21 protein-coding genes are annotated in these 19,375 nt (G+C 67.2%); 4 read left to right on the forward strand and 17 right to left on the reverse strand.

The window, feature by feature from the left end; translation table 11 throughout:
* Positions 1–12: 12 nt before the first annotated feature.
* The gene (gene modA, locus FBZ89_RS14715) at positions 13–828 is read right to left on the reverse strand and encodes a molybdate ABC transporter substrate-binding protein (RefSeq protein WP_246172219.1); all 816 of its coding nucleotides are present in this window, start codon (positions 826–828) and stop codon (positions 13–15) included.
* A gap of 280 nt (positions 829–1,108) precedes the next feature.
* Positions 1,109–1,291, reverse strand: a complete 183-nt coding sequence (locus FBZ89_RS14720; protein WP_145750727.1) for a hypothetical protein — start codon at positions 1,289–1,291, stop codon at positions 1,109–1,111.
* On the opposite strand from FBZ89_RS14720, the gene FBZ89_RS14725 reads away from it, so the two are divergent.
* Positions 1,281–1,493: a hypothetical protein gene (locus FBZ89_RS14725; RefSeq protein WP_145750728.1), complete on the forward strand. Its 213-nt coding sequence runs from the start codon at positions 1,281–1,283 to the stop codon at positions 1,491–1,493. The two genes, FBZ89_RS14720 and FBZ89_RS14725, sit on opposite strands and share 11 nt — an antisense overlap.
* Positions 1,494–1,608: 115 nt before the next feature.
* The gene (locus FBZ89_RS14730; RefSeq protein WP_145750729.1) at positions 1,609–2,091 is read left to right on the forward strand and encodes a glutathione peroxidase; all 483 of its coding nucleotides are present in this window, start codon (positions 1,609–1,611) and stop codon (positions 2,089–2,091) included.
* A 36-nt stretch (positions 2,092–2,127) separates the two neighbouring features.
* On the opposite strand, the gene FBZ89_RS14735 is transcribed toward FBZ89_RS14730, so the two are convergent.
* The 11 genes from FBZ89_RS14735 to FBZ89_RS14785 all read right to left on the reverse strand — a co-directional run bounded on the left by FBZ89_RS14735 (position 2,128) and on the right by FBZ89_RS14785 (position 14,283).
* Entirely contained in the window at positions 2,128–2,745 is a 618-nt protein-coding gene (locus FBZ89_RS14735) for a GNAT family N-acetyltransferase (RefSeq protein WP_145750730.1), read from the reverse strand.
* Between the two features lie 84 nt (positions 2,746–2,829).
* Positions 2,830–3,258: a hypothetical protein gene (locus tag FBZ89_RS14740; RefSeq protein ID WP_145750731.1), complete on the reverse strand. Its 429-nt coding sequence runs from the start codon at positions 3,256–3,258 to the stop codon at positions 2,830–2,832.
* Between the two features lie 110 nt (positions 3,259–3,368).
* A complete protein-coding gene (locus FBZ89_RS14745) occupies positions 3,369–4,784 on the reverse strand; it encodes a short-chain fatty acid transporter (protein WP_145750732.1) in 1,416 nt (471 codons plus the stop codon).
* Positions 4,785–4,868: 84 nt separating this feature from the next.
* Positions 4,869–5,450 (reverse strand): RDD family protein, encoded by a 582-nt coding sequence (locus FBZ89_RS14750; RefSeq protein ID WP_145750733.1) that lies wholly within the window; start codon positions 5,448–5,450, stop codon positions 4,869–4,871.
* Positions 5,451–5,888: 438 nt separating this feature from the next.
* Positions 5,889–6,977 carry a retroviral-like aspartic protease family protein gene (locus tag FBZ89_RS14755; RefSeq protein WP_186457372.1) on the reverse strand — a complete coding sequence of 363 codons (1,089 nt, stop codon included), beginning with the start codon at positions 6,975–6,977 and terminating at the stop codon, positions 5,889–5,891.
* Between the two features lie 345 nt (positions 6,978–7,322).
* Complete coding sequence (locus FBZ89_RS14760) at positions 7,323–8,354, reverse strand: retroviral-like aspartic protease family protein (protein WP_186457373.1); 1,032 nt, start codon at positions 8,352–8,354, stop codon at positions 7,323–7,325.
* 266 nt (positions 8,355–8,620) lie between these two features.
* Positions 8,621–9,235 carry a 3-isopropylmalate dehydratase small subunit gene (gene leuD, locus FBZ89_RS14765; protein ID WP_145750736.1) on the reverse strand — a complete coding sequence of 205 codons (615 nt, stop codon included), beginning with the start codon at positions 9,233–9,235 and terminating at the stop codon, positions 8,621–8,623.
* On the reverse strand, positions 9,235–10,659 hold the full coding sequence (gene leuC, locus FBZ89_RS14770; RefSeq protein WP_145750737.1) for a 3-isopropylmalate dehydratase large subunit: 1,425 nt from the start codon (positions 10,657–10,659) through the stop codon (positions 9,235–9,237). The genes leuD and leuC overlap by 1 nt, the downstream gene beginning before the upstream one ends.
* 198 nt (positions 10,660–10,857) lie before the next feature.
* Positions 10,858–11,772 carry a LysR family transcriptional regulator gene (locus FBZ89_RS14775; protein ID WP_145750738.1) on the reverse strand — a complete coding sequence of 305 codons (915 nt, stop codon included), beginning with the start codon at positions 11,770–11,772 and terminating at the stop codon, positions 10,858–10,860.
* 30 nt (positions 11,773–11,802) lie between these two features.
* Positions 11,803–12,498 (reverse strand): Crp/Fnr family transcriptional regulator, encoded by a 696-nt coding sequence (locus FBZ89_RS14780; protein ID WP_145750739.1) that lies wholly within the window; start codon positions 12,496–12,498, stop codon positions 11,803–11,805.
* A 3-nt stretch (positions 12,499–12,501) separates the two neighbouring features.
* Positions 12,502–14,283: an ankyrin repeat domain-containing protein gene (locus FBZ89_RS14785; RefSeq protein ID WP_145750740.1), complete on the reverse strand. Its 1,782-nt coding sequence runs from the start codon at positions 14,281–14,283 to the stop codon at positions 12,502–12,504.
* A 141-nt stretch (positions 14,284–14,424) separates the two neighbouring features.
* Here FBZ89_RS14785 and FBZ89_RS14790 point away from each other — a divergent pair, with 141 nt between their 5' ends.
* Positions 14,425–15,213 (forward strand): class II aldolase/adducin family protein, encoded by a 789-nt coding sequence (locus tag FBZ89_RS14790; RefSeq protein WP_246172220.1) that lies wholly within the window; start codon positions 14,425–14,427, stop codon positions 15,211–15,213.
* A gap of 30 nt (positions 15,214–15,243) precedes the next feature.
* Here the strand turns inward: FBZ89_RS14790 and FBZ89_RS14795 are convergent, their stop codons facing one another.
* The 3 genes from FBZ89_RS14795 to ppk2 all read right to left on the reverse strand — a co-directional run bounded on the left by FBZ89_RS14795 (position 15,244) and on the right by ppk2 (position 16,990).
* Positions 15,244–15,645 carry a type II toxin-antitoxin system VapC family toxin gene (locus FBZ89_RS14795; RefSeq protein ID WP_145750741.1) on the reverse strand — a complete coding sequence of 134 codons (402 nt, stop codon included), beginning with the start codon at positions 15,643–15,645 and terminating at the stop codon, positions 15,244–15,246.
* A complete protein-coding gene (locus FBZ89_RS14800; protein ID WP_145750742.1) occupies positions 15,645–15,890 on the reverse strand; it encodes a type II toxin-antitoxin system Phd/YefM family antitoxin in 246 nt (81 codons plus the stop codon). Before FBZ89_RS14800 ends, FBZ89_RS14795 begins: the two co-directional genes overlap by 1 nt.
* A gap of 116 nt (positions 15,891–16,006) precedes the next feature.
* Positions 16,007–16,990 (reverse strand): polyphosphate kinase 2, encoded by a 984-nt coding sequence (ppk2, locus tag FBZ89_RS14805; protein ID WP_246172222.1) that lies wholly within the window; start codon positions 16,988–16,990, stop codon positions 16,007–16,009.
* Positions 16,991–17,189: 199 nt separating this feature from the next.
* Here ppk2 and FBZ89_RS14810 point away from each other — a divergent pair, with 199 nt between their 5' ends.
* Positions 17,190–17,693 (forward strand): PaaI family thioesterase, encoded by a 504-nt coding sequence (locus FBZ89_RS14810; RefSeq protein ID WP_246172224.1) that lies wholly within the window; start codon positions 17,190–17,192, stop codon positions 17,691–17,693.
* Here the strand turns inward: FBZ89_RS14810 and FBZ89_RS14815 are convergent.
* Positions 17,637–19,163 (reverse strand): MFS transporter, encoded by a 1,527-nt coding sequence (locus FBZ89_RS14815; protein WP_186457374.1) that lies wholly within the window; start codon positions 19,161–19,163, stop codon positions 17,637–17,639. The two genes, FBZ89_RS14810 and FBZ89_RS14815, sit on opposite strands and share 57 nt — an antisense overlap.
* Between the last annotated feature and the right edge of the window lie 212 nt (positions 19,164–19,375).

Genomic DNA, 19,375 nt, shown 5'->3' on the forward strand with positions numbered 1-19,375 from the left:
GTCAGGAAGGAATCACTTCGCCGACAGTACGGTGAAACCCTGCGCCTCGAACAGGGGGCGCGCCTTGGGGCCGGCCAGGAAATCCAGGAAGGCCCCCGCCTGGGCGTTGGTGGCCTCCTTGGCCAGGGCGATGGGATAGAGGATGGGCGCGTGGCTGTCGGCGGGGAAGGTGGCGACGATGCGCACGCCCGGTTCCGCCACCGCGTCGGTCTTGTACACGATGCCGAACGGCGCCTCCCCCCGGGCCACCAGCGCCAGGGCGGCGCGTACATTCTCCGCCGGGGCCAGGCGGTCCTGCACCTTGTCCCAGGCGCCCAGCTTTTGCAGGGCGGCCTTGGCGTACTTGCCGGCGGGCACGGCGGCCGGGTCGCCCACCGCCAGGCGGCCCCCCTTCTGCGCGGCATCCAGCGCCTGGTCCAGGGCGAAGCCGGGCTTGACCTCGATGGTGGTCTTGGCGTCGGCGGGGGCCACCAGCACCAGCTCGTTGCCCAGCAGGTCCCGCCGGGTGGCCGGCTGGATCAGCCCTTTGCCCGCCAGATAGTCCATCCAGTCCTCATCGGCCGAGATGAACACGTCGGCGGGGGCGCCCGCCTCGATCTGCTTGGCCAGCGCGGAACTGGCGGCATAGGTGACGGTGGCCTTGGCCCCGCCGCCGGCGACGAAAGCCGCGTTGGCGTTGTCCAGCGCGTTCTTCAGGCTGGCGGCCGCGAACACCAGGGGGCCGGCGCCCTGGGCCAGGGCGGGAGCGGTGCCCAGGCCAATCGCCACCGCCAGGGCGCCGGCCATCGCCAGCCGCCCCAGCATCCGCCGGCTCCACATTTCACGCATTGTCTTGCCCCCTCGCGTTGCAATCACACGCTATATCCTGATGAATATAGCGTGTGATTGGGGCCGTCGCCACGCGTATCCGCCGCCCGGATCGATCATTTCATCGCGGTGGTGCGACCATCGCCTTCCGCAACGGCGAACGGGCCAAAGGCTGTCGCGCGATTTGCAAGCGGACCGCATGCCCTCTTGCCGCTGGCGGCGGCTCAGAGGCGGCATCACCCTGGCCTCCTGCCATTCTGCAGAGACTTCTTCCGCGCCTGTCTCATGTCCAATCGGGGGCTTACGCCATGACCAGCATTTCATCCGGCACCAACATGACCGTCTCGCTCAGTTCCTTGCTACAGGGCGGCGGGGCGGCCTCCAGCGGCGCGTCGTCTTCGTCTTCGGCCACGGCGTCCTCCGACAGCAGCGGGTCGGCCGGCGGCGCCAGCGGCAGCTCCTCGACCAAGACGGTGACCAGCACGGTCACCACCACGGCGCCGGACGGATCGACCACCACCACCGTCACCTATTCCGACGGTTCCACCACCACGACCACCACTCCGGCCACCCAGTCGGCCAGTGGCGGTGGATCGTCCGGGAAGAGCGGTTCGGGCAGCGACAGCGACGCCAGCAACAGTGGCGGCCAGGGCGGGCAGATCAGTTCCGTCAACATGTTGGTGTAATCAAATTACCTTGCGCACAATATAATTATTCCTGTAGCCTCGCGGGACGATCGGGAATCCCTGGAGGCACAGGACTCCATGGCCTTCCCGCCAGCGCGGAAAACGGGGGAAGGCCATGGCCACGGTTTACGATTACACGGTGCGGGACGCGGCCGGCGGCCCGGTGGACATGGCGGCCTACAAGGGCAAGGTCGTGCTGGTGGTCAACGTCGCCAGCAAGTGCGGCTTCACCCCGCAGTACAAGGGGCTGGAGGCCCTGCACCGCAAGTACAAGGACCAGGGCTTGGTCGTCCTGGGCTTCCCCTGCAACCAGTTTGGCCAGCAGGAACCGGGCGATGCCCGGGAAATCCAGAACTTCTGCTCCCTGACCTACGACGTGACCTTCCCGGTGCTGGCCAAGGTCGAGGTTAACGGCGCCAAGGCCGAGCCGCTGTATGAACACCTGAAGGGTCGCGCCCGCGGCTTCCTGGGCAGCAAGTCCATCAAGTGGAACTTCACCAAGTTCCTGGTGGGCAAGGATGGCAAGGTGAGGCGCTACGCCCCCCTGGCCAAGCCGGAGCAGCTGGAACAGGCCATCCAGGCGGCCCTGGGGGGTTGAACCTCCTTCGGGGTGCCAGCGGCATTGGACTTGGCATTAGACCCGGTATTCCTGGGCCAGCAGGCCCATGACCAGGCTGTCGTGCCACTGGCCCAGCAGGGAATAGGTCTGCCGCTCCCGCCCCTCGATCTGGAATCCGAGCTTTTCATAGCAATGGACGGCGCGGGTGTTGGTGGCCAGCACCCGCAGGCCGATGCGGTGCAGCCCTAGGGGTCCGAAGGCGTGGGGGAACAACAGGCGCATGGCGCGCATGCCCAGGCCCCGGTTCAGCACGCCCGGATCCAGCAGCCCTATGCCTAAGCTGGCGGCGCGCAGGCCTGGCGCCAGCGCGTCGTTCACCCCGCCCAGGCGCACGCTGCCGATCATCCGGTCGGGCAGGGGACCGTCCGGCCCCGTCACCCCCGGTTCCGGCAGGGCGATGGCCCAGCTGTAGGGGAACTTCAACTGGTCGGTCATCCATAGATCGGCGTCGGCCTGGGTATAGCCCGCCGGCGCGCCGCTGCCGTCCCAGCCCATAAGGTGGTGGATTTCCGGATCACGCGCCAGGGCCAGGCGGGCGACGACATCGTCCAGGCGCAAGGGCCGCAGGATGACGACGCCATCGCCCAGGGTAGGCACGATCATCGGGGCGGGTATCGCGTCCGTATCCGCCATGAAGGCATCCTTCCATCACCAAGTCCCGTGTCCACCTTCCCCGACGGGACGCGGGCCTGGCAAGGCTAAGGCGATATGGGGCCGTCAAGACTCGATCTTGATCTGGTCCGGATCGGATACCACGATGTGGGTCTGGTAGTAGGACTGGCCGGTGCGTTCGCCGCTCTGGTTCAGGTACCAGATGGTGACGCGCCGTGCCTCACCCAGCACGGTGATGCGGTGGCCCTTGAAATAGGCGTCGGCATCCTGGCCGTAGGTCTGGCGGAAGGCGGGCACGGCGCTGGGCAGGATCTCGATGGTCAGGGTATGCGGGTCGCGGTAATCCTCCTGCGAATTCAGGAAGATGCGGCCATTCTCCCGGCCGGTCGCGACCACGTCCAGGATGTAGGTGTCGGAATAGACGTCCGGGGCCACGGCGGCGGCGTAGTGCACGGCGTCCTCTGTGGTCAGCGGCTGGGTGGCGCAGCCGGCCAGAAGGACGGAACCGAACATCAGCAGGGCGGCGGTCTTCATGGGAATACCCTTGGCAAGATGAAGCGCGCCGGCAGGATACTCCAGGCCGGCGCCCTCCTTCAATTTCACGGCGACCCTGCGACGTTCTTGCAACCGGGCCGGTGGCGCTGTCAGGCCGCCGGTGCCAGCAGCCACAGCAGGAACAGCACCAAAGGTAGGTGGAACAGCAGCTGGGTAAAGCTGAAGCCCACGATATCCTTGGCCTTCAGGCCCAGCACGCCCAGCAGCGGCAGCATCCAGAAGGGGTTGATCAGGTTGGGCAGGGCTTCCGCCGCGTTGTAGACCTGCACTGCCCAGCCCTTGTGGGCGTTCACGTCGATGGCGGCCTGCATGACATAGGGCGCTTCGATGATCCACTTGCCGCCGCCTGATGGCACCAGGAAGCCCAGGATGGCGGAATAGACGCCGATGACCACGGGGAAGGTGCCGCCGCTGGCCAGGCTGACGAACAGGTGTGCCAGGTGGTGGGAGATGGACTGCCCGTCCGACCCCGGCACCTGGGTCAGCAACTGGGCGATGGCGCCATAGAAGGGGAACTGGATCAGCACGCCGGCGGTGCTGGGCACAGCCTTGGACACGGCGGTGAGGAAGCTGCGCAGCCGCCCGTGCAGCAGCAGGCCCAGCATGATGAAGAAGAAGTTGTAGGTGTTGAGGTTGGAGATGACGCCGAGGGCCGGTTTGTTCTGGAACTCATGCACCAGGAAGCCGGCGCCCAGCGCCACGATGACCAGCGGCAGGATGGGCGTCAGCTCCAGCCAATCGCCCGGCCGGGTGGCGGCACCTGTCTCGGCGGCGGCCTCCGTCACGTCCACGCCCAGGTCGGCGGCGGTGCGGGCCCGCGCGTCGCCGGGGGCGGAATAATAGGCGATGGCGACGGACGCCAGCAGGATCGCCAGGCCCATGACCATGGACTGCCACAGGAAGATGGTCTGGCTCAGGGGGATGATGCCGGTGATGTCCGCCACCGCCTTGGGCAGGCTGGCCGGGTTGGCCTGCAGCATGGCGGCGGACGAGCTCAGGCCCAGGGCCCAAGTGGCGCCCAGGCCCAGATAGGCGGCCGCCCCCGCCGCGCGGTAATCCACGCGGATGTCCTGGCGCCGGGCCAGCGCCCGCACCAGCAGGGCGCCCAGCACCAGGCTGAGGGCATAGTTCAGGTAAGAGGCCGCCATGCTGACGAAGGCGGTGAAGGCGACCGCTCCCCGGCCGGTGGCCGGCACCCGCGCCAGCCATTCGATCAGCCGCAGCACGGGGGGCGAGCTGGCCACGACATAGCCGGTGATCACCACCATGGACATCTGGATGGTGAAGGGGATCAGGGACCAGAACCCGTCGCCCACGCCGGTGGCGACGGCACCCACCGGTGCGCCCGTGGCCAGGTTGCCGGCGGCGACGATGATGACGCCCAGGACAACGAACACGAAGGCATCGGGGAACCACTTCTCCGCCCAGCGGGTGAAGGCGATGGCGCCGCGTGCCAGCACCCCCTCGCCGCCCGCCCCGGCGCTTTCCATCTTATTGATTGCCATTCACGTTTCCTCCACACGGGGTCTTCCCCGGCCACCATTAACCTTAGCGGCGGGGGCGGGGAAAACCAGCGGGAAGGTGGGGCGTCATACCCCCTCGTCCGGGGTTTTGAACACCCGGGTGCCGCAGATGCGGTCGTGGCCGGCGGTTTTCTGATCTGTGAAGGCCACCATCAGGTAGTTGACCAGCAGGGCCACGCAGACGACCAGCGCCACCGCCAGGTACAGCAGGGGTGCCGTCTTGGCCTGGGGTTGCATCAGCAGCAGCGGCAGGGGCAACAGCTCCTGCACGCCGATGCGGGCGAAGGCGGTGCCGGGGCCCACCCGCCCGCCATCGGGCCGGCCCACCACCAGGGTCATGAAGCGCTTGCCCGGCGTGGCCCGCATGCCGCTGGCGACGAACAGCGTGTGGTATGTGAGGTACAGCGCGATATTCACCACGGTTGCCGTGGGCAGGCCCAATGCCCCCCGGTATGCCTCGCCGGCGGCGGTTGCCTGTGTCGTCAGGGGATAGCCGAAGATCAAGGAGGCGGTCAGCGAGGCCACCAGCAGGACCAACATGTCAATGAGGGCCGCGAGCGCCCGGCGCCAAAAGCCGCCGTAGGTCCAGCCAACGGGGATGGTACTGTTTTGCAAGGGAAGGGTGGGGTCGGTCGTCTCGACGCTCATGTACCCTCTATCCGTTGGTGGAGGGGCGGGTCCATGAGGGTAGGCCCATCGGAGCACGAGGACAATGCCGCCACAACAAGTGTCACCGTCTTGAATGAGACGGGGCCGGTGAAGGCGGCGGCAGTGCCTGAAATATTGTCGCCATTAAAGCGCCGTTCACATTAAATCAGGGTGATTTGCCGAGTTAATTGGCCGTTCATCCCAAGTAAATGGCGCTGTGATTATTGTGTGACGACTCTTATCACCCTCTATCCAATAGGGCAAGAGGGTGAGCGTTACGATTTGTTGACTGTGCGGCGACTTGTGACAAGTTGTGACGGATTGCGCAACGCCCAGGGGCGCTGAATTGGCGCATTTCAATTCCTGAGGGACGCTCGCGGGCAACTCGCCATAAACGCCAGGGATGGGCATGCCCCTGGGCGGTGACCGGCATATGGCTCAGGGCTGCTTTTTGTCGCCCGGCTGTGCGCCGGGTGATTCGCCGTCCGCTGCGGGTTCCGCCTCCGGCATCACTCGGCGCAGGCGTGGACCCATCACCTGGAAAACCGGACCGCCGACATACGAGAAATAAATCTTGCGTTGGCTGTGGGAGACGAACATGCGGTGGGCACGCAAAAAGTCCAGGCCCAGCAGCATTTCGGGCATCTCGCGCCCGCCATGGCTGAACAGTTCGCCAAAGCGCAGACGGACGTGCTTGATCTCCTCATCCCCCAGGCGAAAGCTGTCGAAGACGCCGATATAGTCCTGCACCTGGTCATCACCGATGCCACTGGCCTTGCCGCTGCGCGTCACGCCTGGGCTGTCCGGCGTCAGGCCAGCCCGTGCAGCGGCCCGTTCGGTCAAAACTGATGTGGACGCACCGGTATCCAGGATGGCGCGGATTTCCTCGCCGTTGATCAAGACCTTCAGCCAGATCTTCGGGTTCTCTTTCGAGAAGCGGCTGAATTCCGCCTCGTTGTAAGTGTCACTCCAATAGGCCAAAGCAACGTCGTCGCAGTTCTGGGGCTGGAACAGACCGACCTTGTTATGTGCGATATCGATTTCCAGGTCGAACTTCGACAGGAAGTTCTCCCCCATCAGGCCGAAGATTTTCTGATTGTCCGACAGGTCGTGGTTGGTGAACACCGGATAGTCGATATGATGGGCTTTCCAGTCACCCAACCGCAATTCCTCGATTCTGGCTTCCTCGACGGTGACCCGGCCCCCGACGCCTTCCATATAGATGCCGGGTATCCAGTGGCCGGACAACTGCAGCCTTTGCGCCGCCGGCTTGGTGATCGTGCCGAACGCGGCGCCGGTGTCCATGATCAGGTAACCGTCGTGGCCGTTCACGCCCACGTCCAGCAAGGGCATGTTGGCGTCCATGGTCAAGGCCAGGGTGCCGACGCGCAGCAGTTGGCACTTGCGCTTGTCTTCCCCTGCCCGGGCATCGCCGTGTGTCCCCAAGGTGACGCAGGCCAGGGTCAGGCCCAGGGTTGCCGCCGCGAGGCGGCGGAGGGTGCGACGGCGTTGCGTCGTCATGGTCATGCTTCTTTCTGCATTGAAGGGCGCGGGCGGTCTGGCCGGGTGGCTGAGCAGCCTGGGCCGGCCATCGCGTCGATGGTCTTCATCACCGGGCGGGTTCGCGCCGGCGTCGCCGTCAAGCGGTCGGCCCGGTGCCCCCCGGCACCAGAGCCATGCCGATCCCCACCCGGGGCCGGTCTTCCCATCATCACCGTCAGACATCCCCAGGACCGTCGCACCACGCGCGGCCATTGCGCAAACAATGCCATGACGCTCGTTGGTTGTGGAAGATGGAACCTGCCAAATCGCGGACGCCGCGAGAGGTACCGCCTCCGCTTTTCTGATTCGTAAAGTTCCGGCCGGTGGACCTCAGCGCCCCTGGGTCTCCGCCGCCGTGTCGGCCGCCTGGTCGGCGCGGGGCAGGCGGGGGCCCATGACCTGGAAGATGGGGCCGCTGCCGACATAGGCGAAATAGAGCCGGTGCTGGCTGTGCGAGATGAACACGCGGTGGGCCCGCAGGAAGTCCAGGCCCAGCAGCATCTCCGGCACGTCCCATCCGCCGTTGCCGAACATTTCGCCAAAGCGCAGGTGGACGCGGCGTATTTCCTCATCCCCCAGCTTGAAGCTGTCGAACAGGCCGACGTAGTCATCGACCGCGTCATTGCCGATGCCGCCGGACTTGCCGGCGGGCGCGACGCCCGGAGTTTGCGGCGTCATGCCCACCCGCGCCGCCGTTTGCAAGGTCATGACCGAGGTCTCTGCACCTGTGTCCAGGATGGCGCGCACCGGCTGCCCATTCACCAGGACGGTCAGCCAGATGGGCGACCCGTCCTCCCGCATGCGCTCGATCTTCGTGTAGTCGTAGGGCACCCCCCAGTAGGAGGCCAGGGCGGTGTGTTCGCAATCCTCGGGATGGAAAAGGACCAGGCGGTTGTGGGCGATGTCGATGTCCAGGTCGAAGTTCGACAGGAAGCGTTCGCCCAACACGCCGACGACGTCCGGCCCGTCGCCAACGTCGTGGTTGCTCAAGACCGGCATCTCCACCCGGTGGACCAGCCAGTTGCCCAGCGTCATGTCGTCGATCTGGGTGGAATACAGGGCGACGTGGCCGCCCACACCCTCGGCATGCATGCCGGGCTCCCACCCGTGGCGCAGCTTCAACCGTTCGGCGGCCGGCCTGGTGATGAAGTTTGTGTCGGCGCCGGTGTCCAGCAGCATGTGCACCTGCTGGCCGTTGATGCCCACGTCCACCAGAGGCATGTTCCGGTCCATGGTGAGGGTGAGGTTGCTCACCGGCTGCAGCTGGCATTTCGACTTTTCCGCCGCGGCGGGTGACGCCGCCAAGCCCAGGCACACCAGAACCCCGGCCTTCACCAGCAGGGCGAGCCGACGCCACGCCATCGCCGGACCCGCCCCTCCGGCCGGTCCCGTCCCCCTTACAGTCAGAACCATAGATGCCCCCATCCCCGTCCACCGGACGCCGCCGCGCCCCCCGGCGCCGTTTTCTGGCGCCAGGATAGTACGGCACGGCCCCGGCGCACCAGGGAGTCGCGGGGCGGGGTCAGCCCTTGGCCGCGAACATCGGCAGGGGCAGCGGCCCGATGTGCAGGGCGGCCAGGCGCCCCCACGGTGGGACCCGGGCGGCAAGACAGGCGGTGGTCGATAGGTCAGTAGAACCAGGGGTTGGCCTGGCGGTGGCTGGCCTCGAACGCGCGGATGGCCTCGGCATGGCGGGCCAGCGTGGCGCTGACCCCGTCCAGGCCCTGGATCAGGGCGTCGCGGCGCAAGGCCTCGACGGCGAAGGGGATAGTGCGGCCGTCGGCCTCCACGGTGATGGTCTGTCCGGGAAGGTCGACGATCAGGCCATTGGCGTCCGGCCGGCTGACCTGGGCCATCAAATCCGCGATGACATCGGCCGGCAGCGTCACCGTCAGGATGCCGTTGCGCTGGCAGTTGTCGTTGAAGATGCCGGCGAAGCTGGTGCCGATCAGGGCGCGGATGCCCAGCTGGGCCAAGCCCCACACGGCGTGCTCACGGGAGGAGCCGCAGCCGAAGTTGGGCCCCACCACCAGGAAGCGGACGCCCCGCCAACTGGGTCGGTTCAGGATGAAGTCGGGGCGCGGCCGGCCATCGGCGGCGAAACGCAGGTCATGGAACACGCCCCGGTCCAGCCCCGTGCGGTCCACGCCCTTCAGGAACTGCTTGGGCATGATGACGTCGGTGTCGACATTGGGCTGGGGCAGGGGGGCGGCGGGGCCGGCGACGCGGATGAAGGGCTGCATCAGGCGACCTCCTCTTGGGGGTTGAAGGTGCGGACGTCGGCCAGATGGCCGGCGATGGCGGCGGCGGCCACCATGGCGGGGCTCATCAGGTGGGTACGGGCACCCTTGCCCTGCCGGCCCTCGAAATTGCGGTTGGTGCTGGAGGCGCAGCGGTCCCCGGGTTGCAGCACGTCGTCGTTCATGGCCAGGCACATGGAACAGCCGGACTGCCGCCACTCGAAGCCGGCGTCGGTAAAGACGCGGTCCAGCCCCTCGCGCTCCGCCTGCGCCCGCACCTGGGTCGATCCCGGCACGATGATGGCGCGCACGCCCGCCGCCACCCGCCGGCCGCGCAGGATGCGGGCGGCGTCGCGCAAATCCTCGATGCGGGCGTTGGTGCAGGACCCGATGAAGGCGTGGCTGATGGCGATGCCGTCCAGCGCCACCCCCGGCGCCAGGCCCATGTAATCCAGGGCGCGGGTCAGGGCGGCGCGGCGGCCGGGATCGGCCTCGCCCTCCGGCGCCGGCACGGTCGCTGTGATGACCGCCGCCTGATCGGGGCTGGTGCCCCAGGTGACCATGGGCGCCACATCCTCCGCCGCCAGCTGGACCTCGCGGTCGAAGAGGGCGTCCGCGTCGCTTTTCAGGGCCAGCCAGGCCTGCGCCGCCTGCTCCCACAGCATGCCTTTGGGGGCGCGGGGGCGGCCATGGATATAGGCCAGCACCTTCTCATCCGCCGCGATGACGGCGCCCCTGGCCCCCGCCTCCACGATCATGGTGCAGACGGTCATGCGCCCCTCCACGCTCATGGCGTCGATGGCGGGCCCGGCGAACTCCACGGCATAGCCGGTGGCGCCGTCGGCGCCGATGCGGCGGATGACCTCCATCACCAGGTCCTTGGGCGTCACGCCGGGGGCCAGCGCCCCGCCCACCACGACGCGCAAGGTTTTCAGCCGCCGGTACACCAGCGTCTGGGTCGCCAGGTAATGCTCGATGTCCGAGGTGCCGATGCCGAAGCCCAGGGCGCCCAGGGCGCCATAGGCCGTGGTGTGGCTGTCGCCGGCCGCCACCACCATCCCGGGCATGACCAGCCCCTGCTCCGGTGCCACCACATGCTCGATGCCCTGGCGCGGGTCCAGGATGTCGAACAGCTCGATGCCGAAATCGCGGGCGTTGTCACGGAAATAGGCGATCTGCGCCGCCGCCTCTTTATCCGCCACCTCCAGGGTGCGGTGGCTGGCGGTGGGGTTGACATGGTCCACCACCATCAAGGCGGCCGCCGGATTCCATACCGGCCGTCCCGCCTCGCGCAGGCCGGTGAAGGCCTGGGGGCTGGTGTACTCGTTCAGGATGGTGCGGTCGACGTACAGCAGCAATTGTCCGCTGTCATCCAGAGGACAGACGGTATGGGCGTCGATGATCTTGTCGTAGAGCGTCCGGGGCATCTCTCTTCTCCCTATGGACGCACTATGAAAGCCGGCTCGCCACCCGCCCAATGCCGTCTTGTAATAAGCTTATGCAAGTCCCCTCAAGCGCCGGGCGCGGCCATCCGGCCGCTTGGCTTCCTCGGTTTCCAGTCTGCTTCGCCCCCCAGAAACCTGCGGCGGCCGCAGTCGCGGCCTACAACGGCATGAGCCTGTATCTCATGCCGTCGGGGCACCCCCGGCCACGTGCGACCAGAACTTTTCCGCCACGGCGGATTGTCGCGCGCGCGACCGGTAGAGGTGGATTTCCATGGGGATGTCCCAGCCGGCGTCGCCGGCGCGCACCAGCTCGCCCCGCTCCAGATGTTCCGCCACCAGGCTCTGGGGGGACCAGCCCAGGCCGCGCCCGTCCAGCGCCATGGTCACCAGCAGCTTGGCCAGGTGCGAGGTGAAGGTGGGCTTCAGATGCGTGGGGGGCAGGGCCGTTTCCAGCGCCGCCGCCACGATGCGCCCCATGCCGGATTCGGGGCGGTAGGCGACATAGGCCACGGGCGCGTCGGCCCTGCCCGGCAGGGTATGCAGCGGCCGCCCGTTCCCGTCCGGCGCGCTGACCGGCACCAGCATGTCGTCGCCGATATGAACGGAGCGGAACTGCGCGGGTGCCAGCAGGGTGCTGGCCGCCGGATAATGGTGGCACAGCAGGAACTGCGACTGGCCCTGGATCATCATGCGTTCGCAGATCTCCATATGGTTGGCCACCATCTGGACATTGATGTTGAAGGGCAGCGTCGCCTCCACCCGGCGCAGCCAGGCGGGGAAGAAGGTCAGCGACAGGGCGTTGGTGGCGGCGAAGCGCAGCAGCTCGGCATGGCCCTGCGCCACCTCCCGCGCCTCATCCCGGCCGCTGGCCAGGCGGCGCAACGTTTCCTCCGCCGTCACCTGGAAGGACTCGCCGGCGGCGGTCAGCTCCACCGTGTGGGTGGTACGGTGGAACAGGGGCGTGCCCACCCAGTCCTCCAGCGAGCGGATGCGGCGGCTCAACGCCGGCTGGGTGATGTTGCGGTTCTCCGCCGCGCGGGAAAAGCCGCCGTGCGCCACCACCGCCAGGAAATCCTCCAGCCACGCCACTTCCATATCCGGTTCCCGCCCCCAGTCGGCCCATCCCTAATCGATAAAACGCTCCAACGCGCCGGCATCGCGCACCTCGATGCCGCCATAGCCCCGGCGCACCAGGCCGGCCCGTTCCAGCCGGCCCAGGGCGCGGTTTGCCGTCTGGCGGCTGAGACCCAGCATGCCGGCCAGATCCTCCTGCGACAACGGCAGAAGCATGGGCGCGCTTCCCGTGTCCCCTGGCGGCGCCTCCTCCAGCCGGCACAGCAGGGCCAGCAGGCGGGCGGTGCGCTGGGGCGTGGGCAGGGCCAGCACCTCGCCCAAGTAGTGCGTGGCCTGGCGCAGATGACGGCTGAGGATGCCGGCGAAATTGGCCCAGCGGCGGGGATCGGCTTCCACGATCCGGGCGAAGGCCTGGGCCGGCAGATGCAACACCAGGCTGTCCCCCCGCGCCACCGCCGTCTGCCCCCGGGGCAGGCCATCGACCATGGACACCTCGCCGAACCAATGGCCGGGCCCTGCATGCAGGATGACCACCTCCCGCCCGTCCTCCTGCACCGTGGCCAGGCGCATGCGGCCCGCGACCAGGGCATACAGCCCATCCGGCGCGTCGCCGCCGCGATACACCGCCTGGCCGTCGGCATAGGCCCGCAGCCGCCCCCGCGCCAGGATCTCGGCGCGCAGGTCCGCCGGCTGCTCCGCCAGCCAACCCCGGGTTTCCAAAACCGCTGCGGCGTCCCGCTTGTCCATGGGTCAATGCGCCGGTGGGGTCAGCAGTCGGCGGGCCGTCTCCCGCTCCTCCGCGGTCAGCACCGGGTTGGCGGGCACGGGCCCGCGCCCCTCCAGGTAATCCAGCGCCGTGGCGCCCTGGCTGTCGCGTGGCCTGGTGTCGGCACCGGCCGCCAGCAGGGCCTGGATGACCGGCAACCCGGCATTGGCCGCCGCGTACATCAGGGCGGTGCGTTGGCCGTGGGTGATGTGATAGGCGGCACACTCGTAGTTGTCGGCGATCTTGTCCGGTGCCAGGGACTGAGTGTTCACCTCGGCTCCCGCCTGGATGAAGGTGCTCAGAGCCTCCAGGCTGTTGAACTGCGCCGCCGTCATCAGCGGCGTCTTGCCCATGGGGTTCACGGCATTCACTGGGGCGTGCGCCGCTAGCAGGGGGGCGATGGCCGCCGGCCGTGCGACGGCAAGGGATAGTAGCGGTTCGCCCTTCTGCTCCGCCGGCACCTCCACGGGCTCGCCTTTCGCCAGCAGGTCGGCCAAGGACGGCTGGGCATTGGCATCCATGATGGCCACATTGATGTCTGGAGCGCTGACGTAGGCCCAGCCGTATCCAGCGCTTAAATTGATGTAGGCATAGCGTCGCGCCTGTTCGGCCGGCATATTAAAATGCCGCTGGTAGTAGGCCGCCACCTCCCGCGTGGCCGTCTGGAACTGGGCTCGTATCACCTGGAATTTCGTCCGGTTCCAGGCGCTGAGGTAGGACCATGCCTCAAGTGGCACCGGAGGGGGCTGCCACGCCCGGCCGTCGTCCACCTCGCCGCCGCCAGCAGACACGTTGAGGGCAAGGTACTGAGGGGCGGCGGTCATTGCCCGGGAATTGAACGCTGTCATCAGGGCGTCGAGCCGGGTGCCTTCTGAACCGCCGCACGGCATGCTGAAGCCCCCGCCATCATGGGCGCCAACCAATTCCTGGAATTTGGCGATGCTGGTGCTGGGGAAGTCGCTCTCCTCGCACGTTGCTATCGGCGTGTAGCGGGCTTCAGCCGTGTAGATTTCAGGGGACAAGGCTCGCATCAATTCCGGGTGCTGATACAACAGCCTGCAGGAGAGGTTGATGTCGTTTCCCGCCACATGCAGGAAGGGGATAAGGCTTTTGGCGTCGCCTTGGTCCTTTTCCGCGTCTTCGCGCAGATAGGGGAAGGCATCCTTCCCGAAATCGACCACGACCTCCCGCAACAGCCGGCGCACCTCGGCGGCATGGACGGCGGGGTTTCGTGACGTTAGCCGTAGGGCCGTCGCCAAGCCGATCTTGGCCGACGGCGTGTGATAGGCCCGCAGGATGGCCGTCGCGGTGGCCGGCGACTCCGCCATCTCGGAGAACGCGGCGTTGATGATTTTGTCATCCTGGGCGGCCAGATCTTCATCGATCTTGGCGGCGTCCTGGCCGCCCCGAAGACCCTCCATCCACTGGGTGAGGGTCTCCAGCCTGTTCTGGTGAGCCGTTCCCACGCAGGCGGACATGACCGCTGGGTCCATGTCCCCGAGCCCACAGGACAGCTGCAGCGCCTTCAGCCACATCCGCTGATTCAGGACCAGGCGGTCATGCCAGGGGCCGCTGATATTCAGCAGACGCTTGTAGGCGTCGGCCATCTGCCGGTCCCGCGCCGCCAGGTCCGGGTCGGCGCAGATGCGCTGCTCGATGGGGCTTGCCGCCTTGGCGCAGTCGAAGCTGGGGCCGTCCGTCGCCTTTCCCACGCTCGCGACGGACAGGGGCAGCAGAACGGCGGTGAGGGCCCACAGGCGACGCATGGCTTCAAACCCAGGTTGTGGCCTGCCATGGCTAGCGCAAGTGCGGTCTGGGGACAACGGGGGTAATTGTCAAATCCGCGACATTCTTGAAAGCCATCCGGGCGTAGGGTATCCGCATCATAAAAACACCGGGAGGATTCCATGTTCGACACCGCGCCCACGCTGGCTCCCGCCGACCAGCCGCCGTTACGCGACCGCGTCTCGGTCGAGGAATGGCGGCTGCGCGTCGATCTGGCGGCGGCCTATCGCCTGGTGGCCCTGTTCGGTTGGGACGATTTGGTGTTCACCCACATCTCCGCCCGCGTGCCGGGGCCGGAGCATCATTTCCTGATCAACCCCTACGGCATGCTGTTCGAGGAAATCACCGCCAGCAGCCTGGTGAAGGTGGACATGGACGGCAAGGTGGTGCTGGACACCGGCTTCCCCGTGAACCCGGCGGGCTTCACCATCCACTCCGCCGTGCATCAGGTGCGCGAGGATGCGGGCTGTGTGCTTCACCTGCATACCGCCGACGGCACGGCGGTCTCGACCCTGGAGGAAGGGCTGCTCCCCCTGAACCAGACGGCGCAGCTGGTGATCGACGACCTGGCCTATCACGATTACGAGGGCGTGGCGTTCGAGCATGACGAACGCCCGCGCCTGCAGCGCGACCTGGGCGCCAAGAACACCATGCTGCTGCGCAATCACGGCACCCTGACCGTGGGCCGCACGGTGGCGGAGGCCTTCACCCGCATGTATTTCCTGGAACGGTCCTGCACCATGCAGGTGCGCACCCTGACCATGGGCCGGCCGCTCTATCCCGCCCCGCATGAGGCCATCGAGCGCAACATCCAGATCAGCCGCATGGGTGTGTCCCAGGCGGCCAACCTGCTGGTCTGGCCGGCCCTGCTGCGCCGCCTGGGCCGCCAGATGCCGGGGTATGCGGACTGATCCTGGACAATGCCAGGCAGTGGCTACGGCTCAGGAAATCAGGTCCAGGCCAACGGCGCGGGCGGCCTCGGTAAGGGCGTGGTCAAGGGTGGCCAAAGGCAGAGCCTGCCGTTGCGCCAGTTCCAGGTAGGCTGCGTCATAGACGGTCAGCCGGTGCTGGCGCGCGAGGGTCAGCACGGCGGTTTCATCCGGGGAACGGTCCACCATCACGCCCAGTTTGGCGAGCCGATACAGGAAGGCCGCCGTATCCTCCGGAGTAAGCCGCCGCCGGCGTTCGCTGATGATCAAGGTATTGCGGACTTCAAACCACCAGAGGCTGGGGGCGTGCGCGCGATCCGTGCGAATTCGCTCAAGCGCGCGCGTGGCGACGGGATGATCCTCATCCCTGAAGGCCCAACAGGCGGCGACCGAGGCGTCGATCACGAAGGGCATTAATATTTGTGCCCTTCGTGACGGGCCGACAGCAAGTCGTCCAGGGAAATCGGGCCGGTCTTCTGCTGAAGGTCGCGGATGCCCTCGATGGCCCGGTCGATCTCCTCCTGCCGGCTTTCCGCTTCAGGAATGAGCCGCGCGATGGGGCGGCCGTGCCGGGTGATGATAATGGTCTCCCCCCGCTCCACCTCATCCAGGATTTGGGGCAGGTGGGTTTTCGCTTCCGACGATTGAACCTCGCGCATGACCTTCTCTTTCGACCAGTCGAATCGACCAATTCATCTTATAGGAAAGCGACGGAACATCAATCGGCCTTGCGCGATCAAGCTGGGCGGCAGACCGTCGCCAAGCCTGCCCCCCATCAATACCCCTCGTCCACCCAGTGCTGGGTGGACTTCTTCGGGCGCTTGTAGCCGTTGTCCGGCTGGCGCGGGGGCAGGGGCAATTCCACCGGGCTCAAATCCTTGTAGGGGATCTGGTGCAGCAGGTGGGCGATGCAGTTCAGGCGCGCCTTCTTCTTGTTGTCGGCGTCCACGATGTACCAGGGCGCGTGGGCATGGTCGGTGTGGGCCAGCATCACGTCCTTGGCCTTGGAATACTCCACCCAGCGGCCGCGCGACTCCAGGTCCATGGGCGACAGCTTCCAGCGCTTCATGGGGTTGTGCATGCGCTCCGTGAAGCGCTTCTCCTGCTCCTCATCGCTGACCGAGAACCAGTACTTGATCAGGATGACGCCGGATTTCACCAGCATCTCCTCGAACAGGGGGCAGGCGCGCAGGAACTCCTGGTACTCATCCTCGGTGCAGAAGCCCATGACCTTCTCGACACCGGCGCGGTTGTACCAGCTGCGGTCGAACAGGATCATCTCGCCGGGGCCCGGCAGGTGCTGGACATAGCGCTGGAAGTACCACTGGCCCTTTTCCCGTTCCGTCGGCGTGCCCAGGGCCACCACGCGGCAGATGCGGGGGTTCAGGCTTTCGGTGATGCGCTTGATCACGCCGCCCTTGCCGGCGGCGTCGCGGCCCTCGAACAGCACTACCACCTTCAGGCCCTGGATGCGCACCCATTCCTGCAGCTTCAACAGCTCGAACTGCAGGCGCGCCAGCTCATCGATATACTTGTAGTGTTTGGCTGGTCGGCCCGGCTTGCCCGGGCCCAGGATGTTCCAGCGGTCCTCGATGCGCTTATGTTCCTTGGCGTTGCGCAGGATCTCGCCGTCCAGCGGCGGGGCCGGGCTGATGTCCGCCATCTCTTCCGGTGTGGGCTCGCCCGCCTCGCCGCGCTGGGCGGCGCCATTCGTGTGCTGCGTGTTCTGATTCGCATGCTTCTTGGACTTGCCGGCCATGGCGTCTCAGGCCTCCCCGTGATGTGCGCGCCAGTCATATGCGCTGGTGAACCGTTGCGGTTCCTTGCCAGGCACCTTGTCCCTGAATGGGCGCCCCATCCTTGCGCCATGTCAATGTGCCCTTCGGTTATGCGGATTGCATAATGAAAGTCACAGGGGCAAGATGGCGGTGACACGGATACGATCAAGAGGATCAACGATGGTTGCCCTGGGTGACGCCGACAAGCAGGTGGGCGGGGCGGAACGCATGGCGGCGCTGGCCCGCATGGACGGGCTGGATTTCCTGCGCGCCATGATGGCGGGCGACCTGCCGCCGCCGCCCATCTCCCACACACTGGGCTTCACGCTCAGCCATGCCGAGCACGGCTACGCCGTCTTCACCGGCACGCCCGCCCACGCCTATTACAACCCCATCGGCTCGGTCCATGGCGGGTGGATCGCCACCCTGCTGGACAGTTGCATGGCCTGCGCCGTGCAGACCACGCTGACCAACGGGCGGGCCTATACCACGCTGGAACTGAAGATCAATTACATCCGCGCGGTGACCTCGGCCACCGGCCCGGTACGGGCCGAGGGCCGCATCATCCATGCCGGCGGCCGCACCGCCACCTCCGAAGGCCGCCTGATCGACGCCGACGGCCGGCTGCTAGCCCACGGCACCACCACGTGCCTGGTGTTCGACCCCCGGCCGCCCAAGGGCTGAGCCGCCGGCACCCGGATGGTTGGCCGGCAAGGGGGAGGCAGGCAGGGGGGAGGCAGGCATGGGGGGCTGGGGTGGAACGTCGCCCGCCGCTCGCTGGCCCAGTTCCTCCACGATGCGCCGGTGCAGGGCGCCGTCCAGCGGGTAACCCGCCATCAGCGCCAGGGTGCCGGCGAACAGGCCGCAGGGCAGCAGGGACATCAGCAGGCGCAGGCCGCTCAAGGTTTCCGCTGACTGGGTGGCGTTGGGTACGAAGCCGATGGCGGACAGCAGCCACCCCAGCAGGGCGCCGGCCAGGCCCAGCGCCACCTTCTGCGCCAGCGAGGCCACGCCGAATATCTTGGCCTCGTCCCGCCGGCCGAAGCGCCATTCGTTGTAATCGACCAGGTCGGGCAGCATGGCCCAGAAGCCCACCGCGTGGACGGTACAGCCCACGAACAGGGCGGCGATGGCCGCCACCGCCAGGGCGGGCTGGTCGCTGGGCGCCATCAGGAAGGCCAGGGAGGACAACGCCGCCAGGCCGGTTCCCATCTGCCACGACACCTTTTTGCTGGTGCGGCGGGACAGCCATACCCAGAAAGGCACGCTCACGGCGCTGGCGGCGGAGAAGGCGGGCATGGCGTAGGCGGCCAGGTCCATGTCGCCCACGTCGTACTTGAAGAAATAGACCAGGTTGCGGAACTGAAGGGCGCCCGCCACCTGGATGAGGCCGATGGACACCAGCAGGCGCATCAGCGGGCCGGAGCGGCCCAGCGTCCGCAGGAAGCCGGTGACATCGCTGTCAAGCGTGGCGCGTGAGGCGGGCGTCAGGGCCGGGTACGGCTCTTCCTTCATCACGCTGGCGCACAGCCAGAACAAGGCGACGGACAGGGTGCCCACCACCAGGCCGCTGATGCTGTAGCCCAACCCCCCATAGGCGCCGCCATGTCCCCCCGTCGCCATCCGGTCGATGCGTGTGGCCAGGGCCGGCAGCAGGAAGGACACGGTGATGCCGCCGATGAAGGCGCAGGTCATGCGATAGCCGGTCAGGCTGGACCGTTCCTCCGCGTCCTGGGTGATGCGGGCGGACAGCGAGGCGTAAGGGATGGAAACGATGGTGTAGACGCCGCGCCAGGCCATGTGGCTCAGGATGGCGTAGGCGATCAGACCGCCCTGGCCCAGGCCCGGCGCGGTGAAGCAGGCCGCCATGACGGCGCCCAGCGGCACGCCGCCCCACAGGATGAAGGGGCGGTAGCGGCCCAATCGCGTGCTGGTGCGGTCGGCCCACACGCCCATCAGGGGGTTGGCCAGGCCGTCGGCGATGGCGGCCACCAGGAAACCCACGCCCACCCACACCGGGGGCACGCCCTGCACATCCGTCTGGAAATAGGCCAGGAACAGGGTCATCGCCTGCCAGTGCAGGTTCAGGCCCAAGTCGCCGATGGCGTAGCCCAGCTTGGTCTTCAAGGCGACGGGCGCCTGTCCGTATGCCATCTTCCCCCCGGGGAATTCTTCTCTTGGGGCCAGGGTGGCGGCGGCGGAAATGACAGCGGTGCCGTCCTCCCGCTTCCGCCCCAGGCCAACCCCAGGAAACAACATCCGGTGGCGGTGACGCCAGCATGCCTTTCGGGCGGTGGCGGTCAAATGATGGACGGGCGCGCTTTTTTGCGCCATCGATGCAGGATTGCCGCAGCCCGGCGCTTTGG

Source organism: Nitrospirillum amazonense (genome assembly GCF_007828045.1).
In the GTDB taxonomy this organism is placed as follows: domain Bacteria; phylum Pseudomonadota; class Alphaproteobacteria; order Azospirillales; family Azospirillaceae; genus Nitrospirillum; species Nitrospirillum amazonense_C.

Bases quoted from the DNA above. Each gene is read 5' to 3' on its own strand.
- FBZ89_RS14735 (WP_145750730.1), bottom strand. From the start codon at position 2,745: ATGGCGGATACGGACGCGATACCCGCCCCGATGATCGTGCCTACCCTG.
- FBZ89_RS14800 (WP_145750742.1), bottom strand. From the start codon at position 15,890: ATGCGCGAGGTTCAATCGTCGGAAGCGAAAACCCACCTGCCCCAAATC.
- FBZ89_RS14795 (WP_145750741.1), bottom strand. From the start codon at position 15,645: ATGCCCTTCGTGATCGACGCCTCGGTCGCCGCCTGTTGGGCCTTCAGG.
- ppk2 (WP_246172222.1), bottom strand. From the start codon at position 16,990: ATGGCCGGCAAGTCCAAGAAGCATGCGAATCAGAACACGCAGCACACG.
- FBZ89_RS14740 (WP_145750731.1), bottom strand. From the start codon at position 3,258: ATGAAGACCGCCGCCCTGCTGATGTTCGGTTCCGTCCTTCTGGCCGGC.
- FBZ89_RS14755 (WP_186457372.1), bottom strand. From the start codon at position 6,977: ATGACCATGACGACGCAACGCCGTCGCACCCTCCGCCGCCTCGCGGCG.
- FBZ89_RS14815 (WP_186457374.1), bottom strand. From the start codon at position 19,163: ATGGCATACGGACAGGCGCCCGTCGCCTTGAAGACCAAGCTGGGCTAC.
- FBZ89_RS14775 (WP_145750738.1), bottom strand. From the start codon at position 11,772: ATGGAAGTGGCGTGGCTGGAGGATTTCCTGGCGGTGGTGGCGCACGGC.
- leuD (WP_145750736.1), bottom strand. From the start codon at position 9,235: ATGCAGCCCTTCATCCGCGTCGCCGGCCCCGCCGCCCCCCTGCCCCAG.
- FBZ89_RS14730 (WP_145750729.1), top strand. From the start codon at position 1,609: ATGGCCACGGTTTACGATTACACGGTGCGGGACGCGGCCGGCGGCCCG.
- FBZ89_RS14760 (WP_186457373.1), bottom strand. From the start codon at position 8,354: ATGGCGTGGCGTCGGCTCGCCCTGCTGGTGAAGGCCGGGGTTCTGGTG.
- leuC (WP_145750737.1), bottom strand. From the start codon at position 10,659: ATGCCCCGGACGCTCTACGACAAGATCATCGACGCCCATACCGTCTGT.
- FBZ89_RS14750 (WP_145750733.1), bottom strand. From the start codon at position 5,450: ATGAGCGTCGAGACGACCGACCCCACCCTTCCCTTGCAAAACAGTACC.
- FBZ89_RS14790 (WP_246172220.1), top strand. From the start codon at position 14,425: ATGTTCGACACCGCGCCCACGCTGGCTCCCGCCGACCAGCCGCCGTTA.
- FBZ89_RS14745 (WP_145750732.1), bottom strand. From the start codon at position 4,784: ATGGCAATCAATAAGATGGAAAGCGCCGGGGCGGGCGGCGAGGGGGTG.
- FBZ89_RS14810 (WP_246172224.1), top strand. From the start codon at position 17,190: ATGGTTGCCCTGGGTGACGCCGACAAGCAGGTGGGCGGGGCGGAACGC.
- FBZ89_RS14780 (WP_145750739.1), bottom strand. From the start codon at position 12,498: ATGGACAAGCGGGACGCCGCAGCGGTTTTGGAAACCCGGGGTTGGCTG.
- FBZ89_RS14785 (WP_145750740.1), bottom strand. From the start codon at position 14,283: ATGCGTCGCCTGTGGGCCCTCACCGCCGTTCTGCTGCCCCTGTCCGTC.
- modA (WP_246172219.1), bottom strand. From the start codon at position 828: ATGCGTGAAATGTGGAGCCGGCGGATGCTGGGGCGGCTGGCGATGGCC.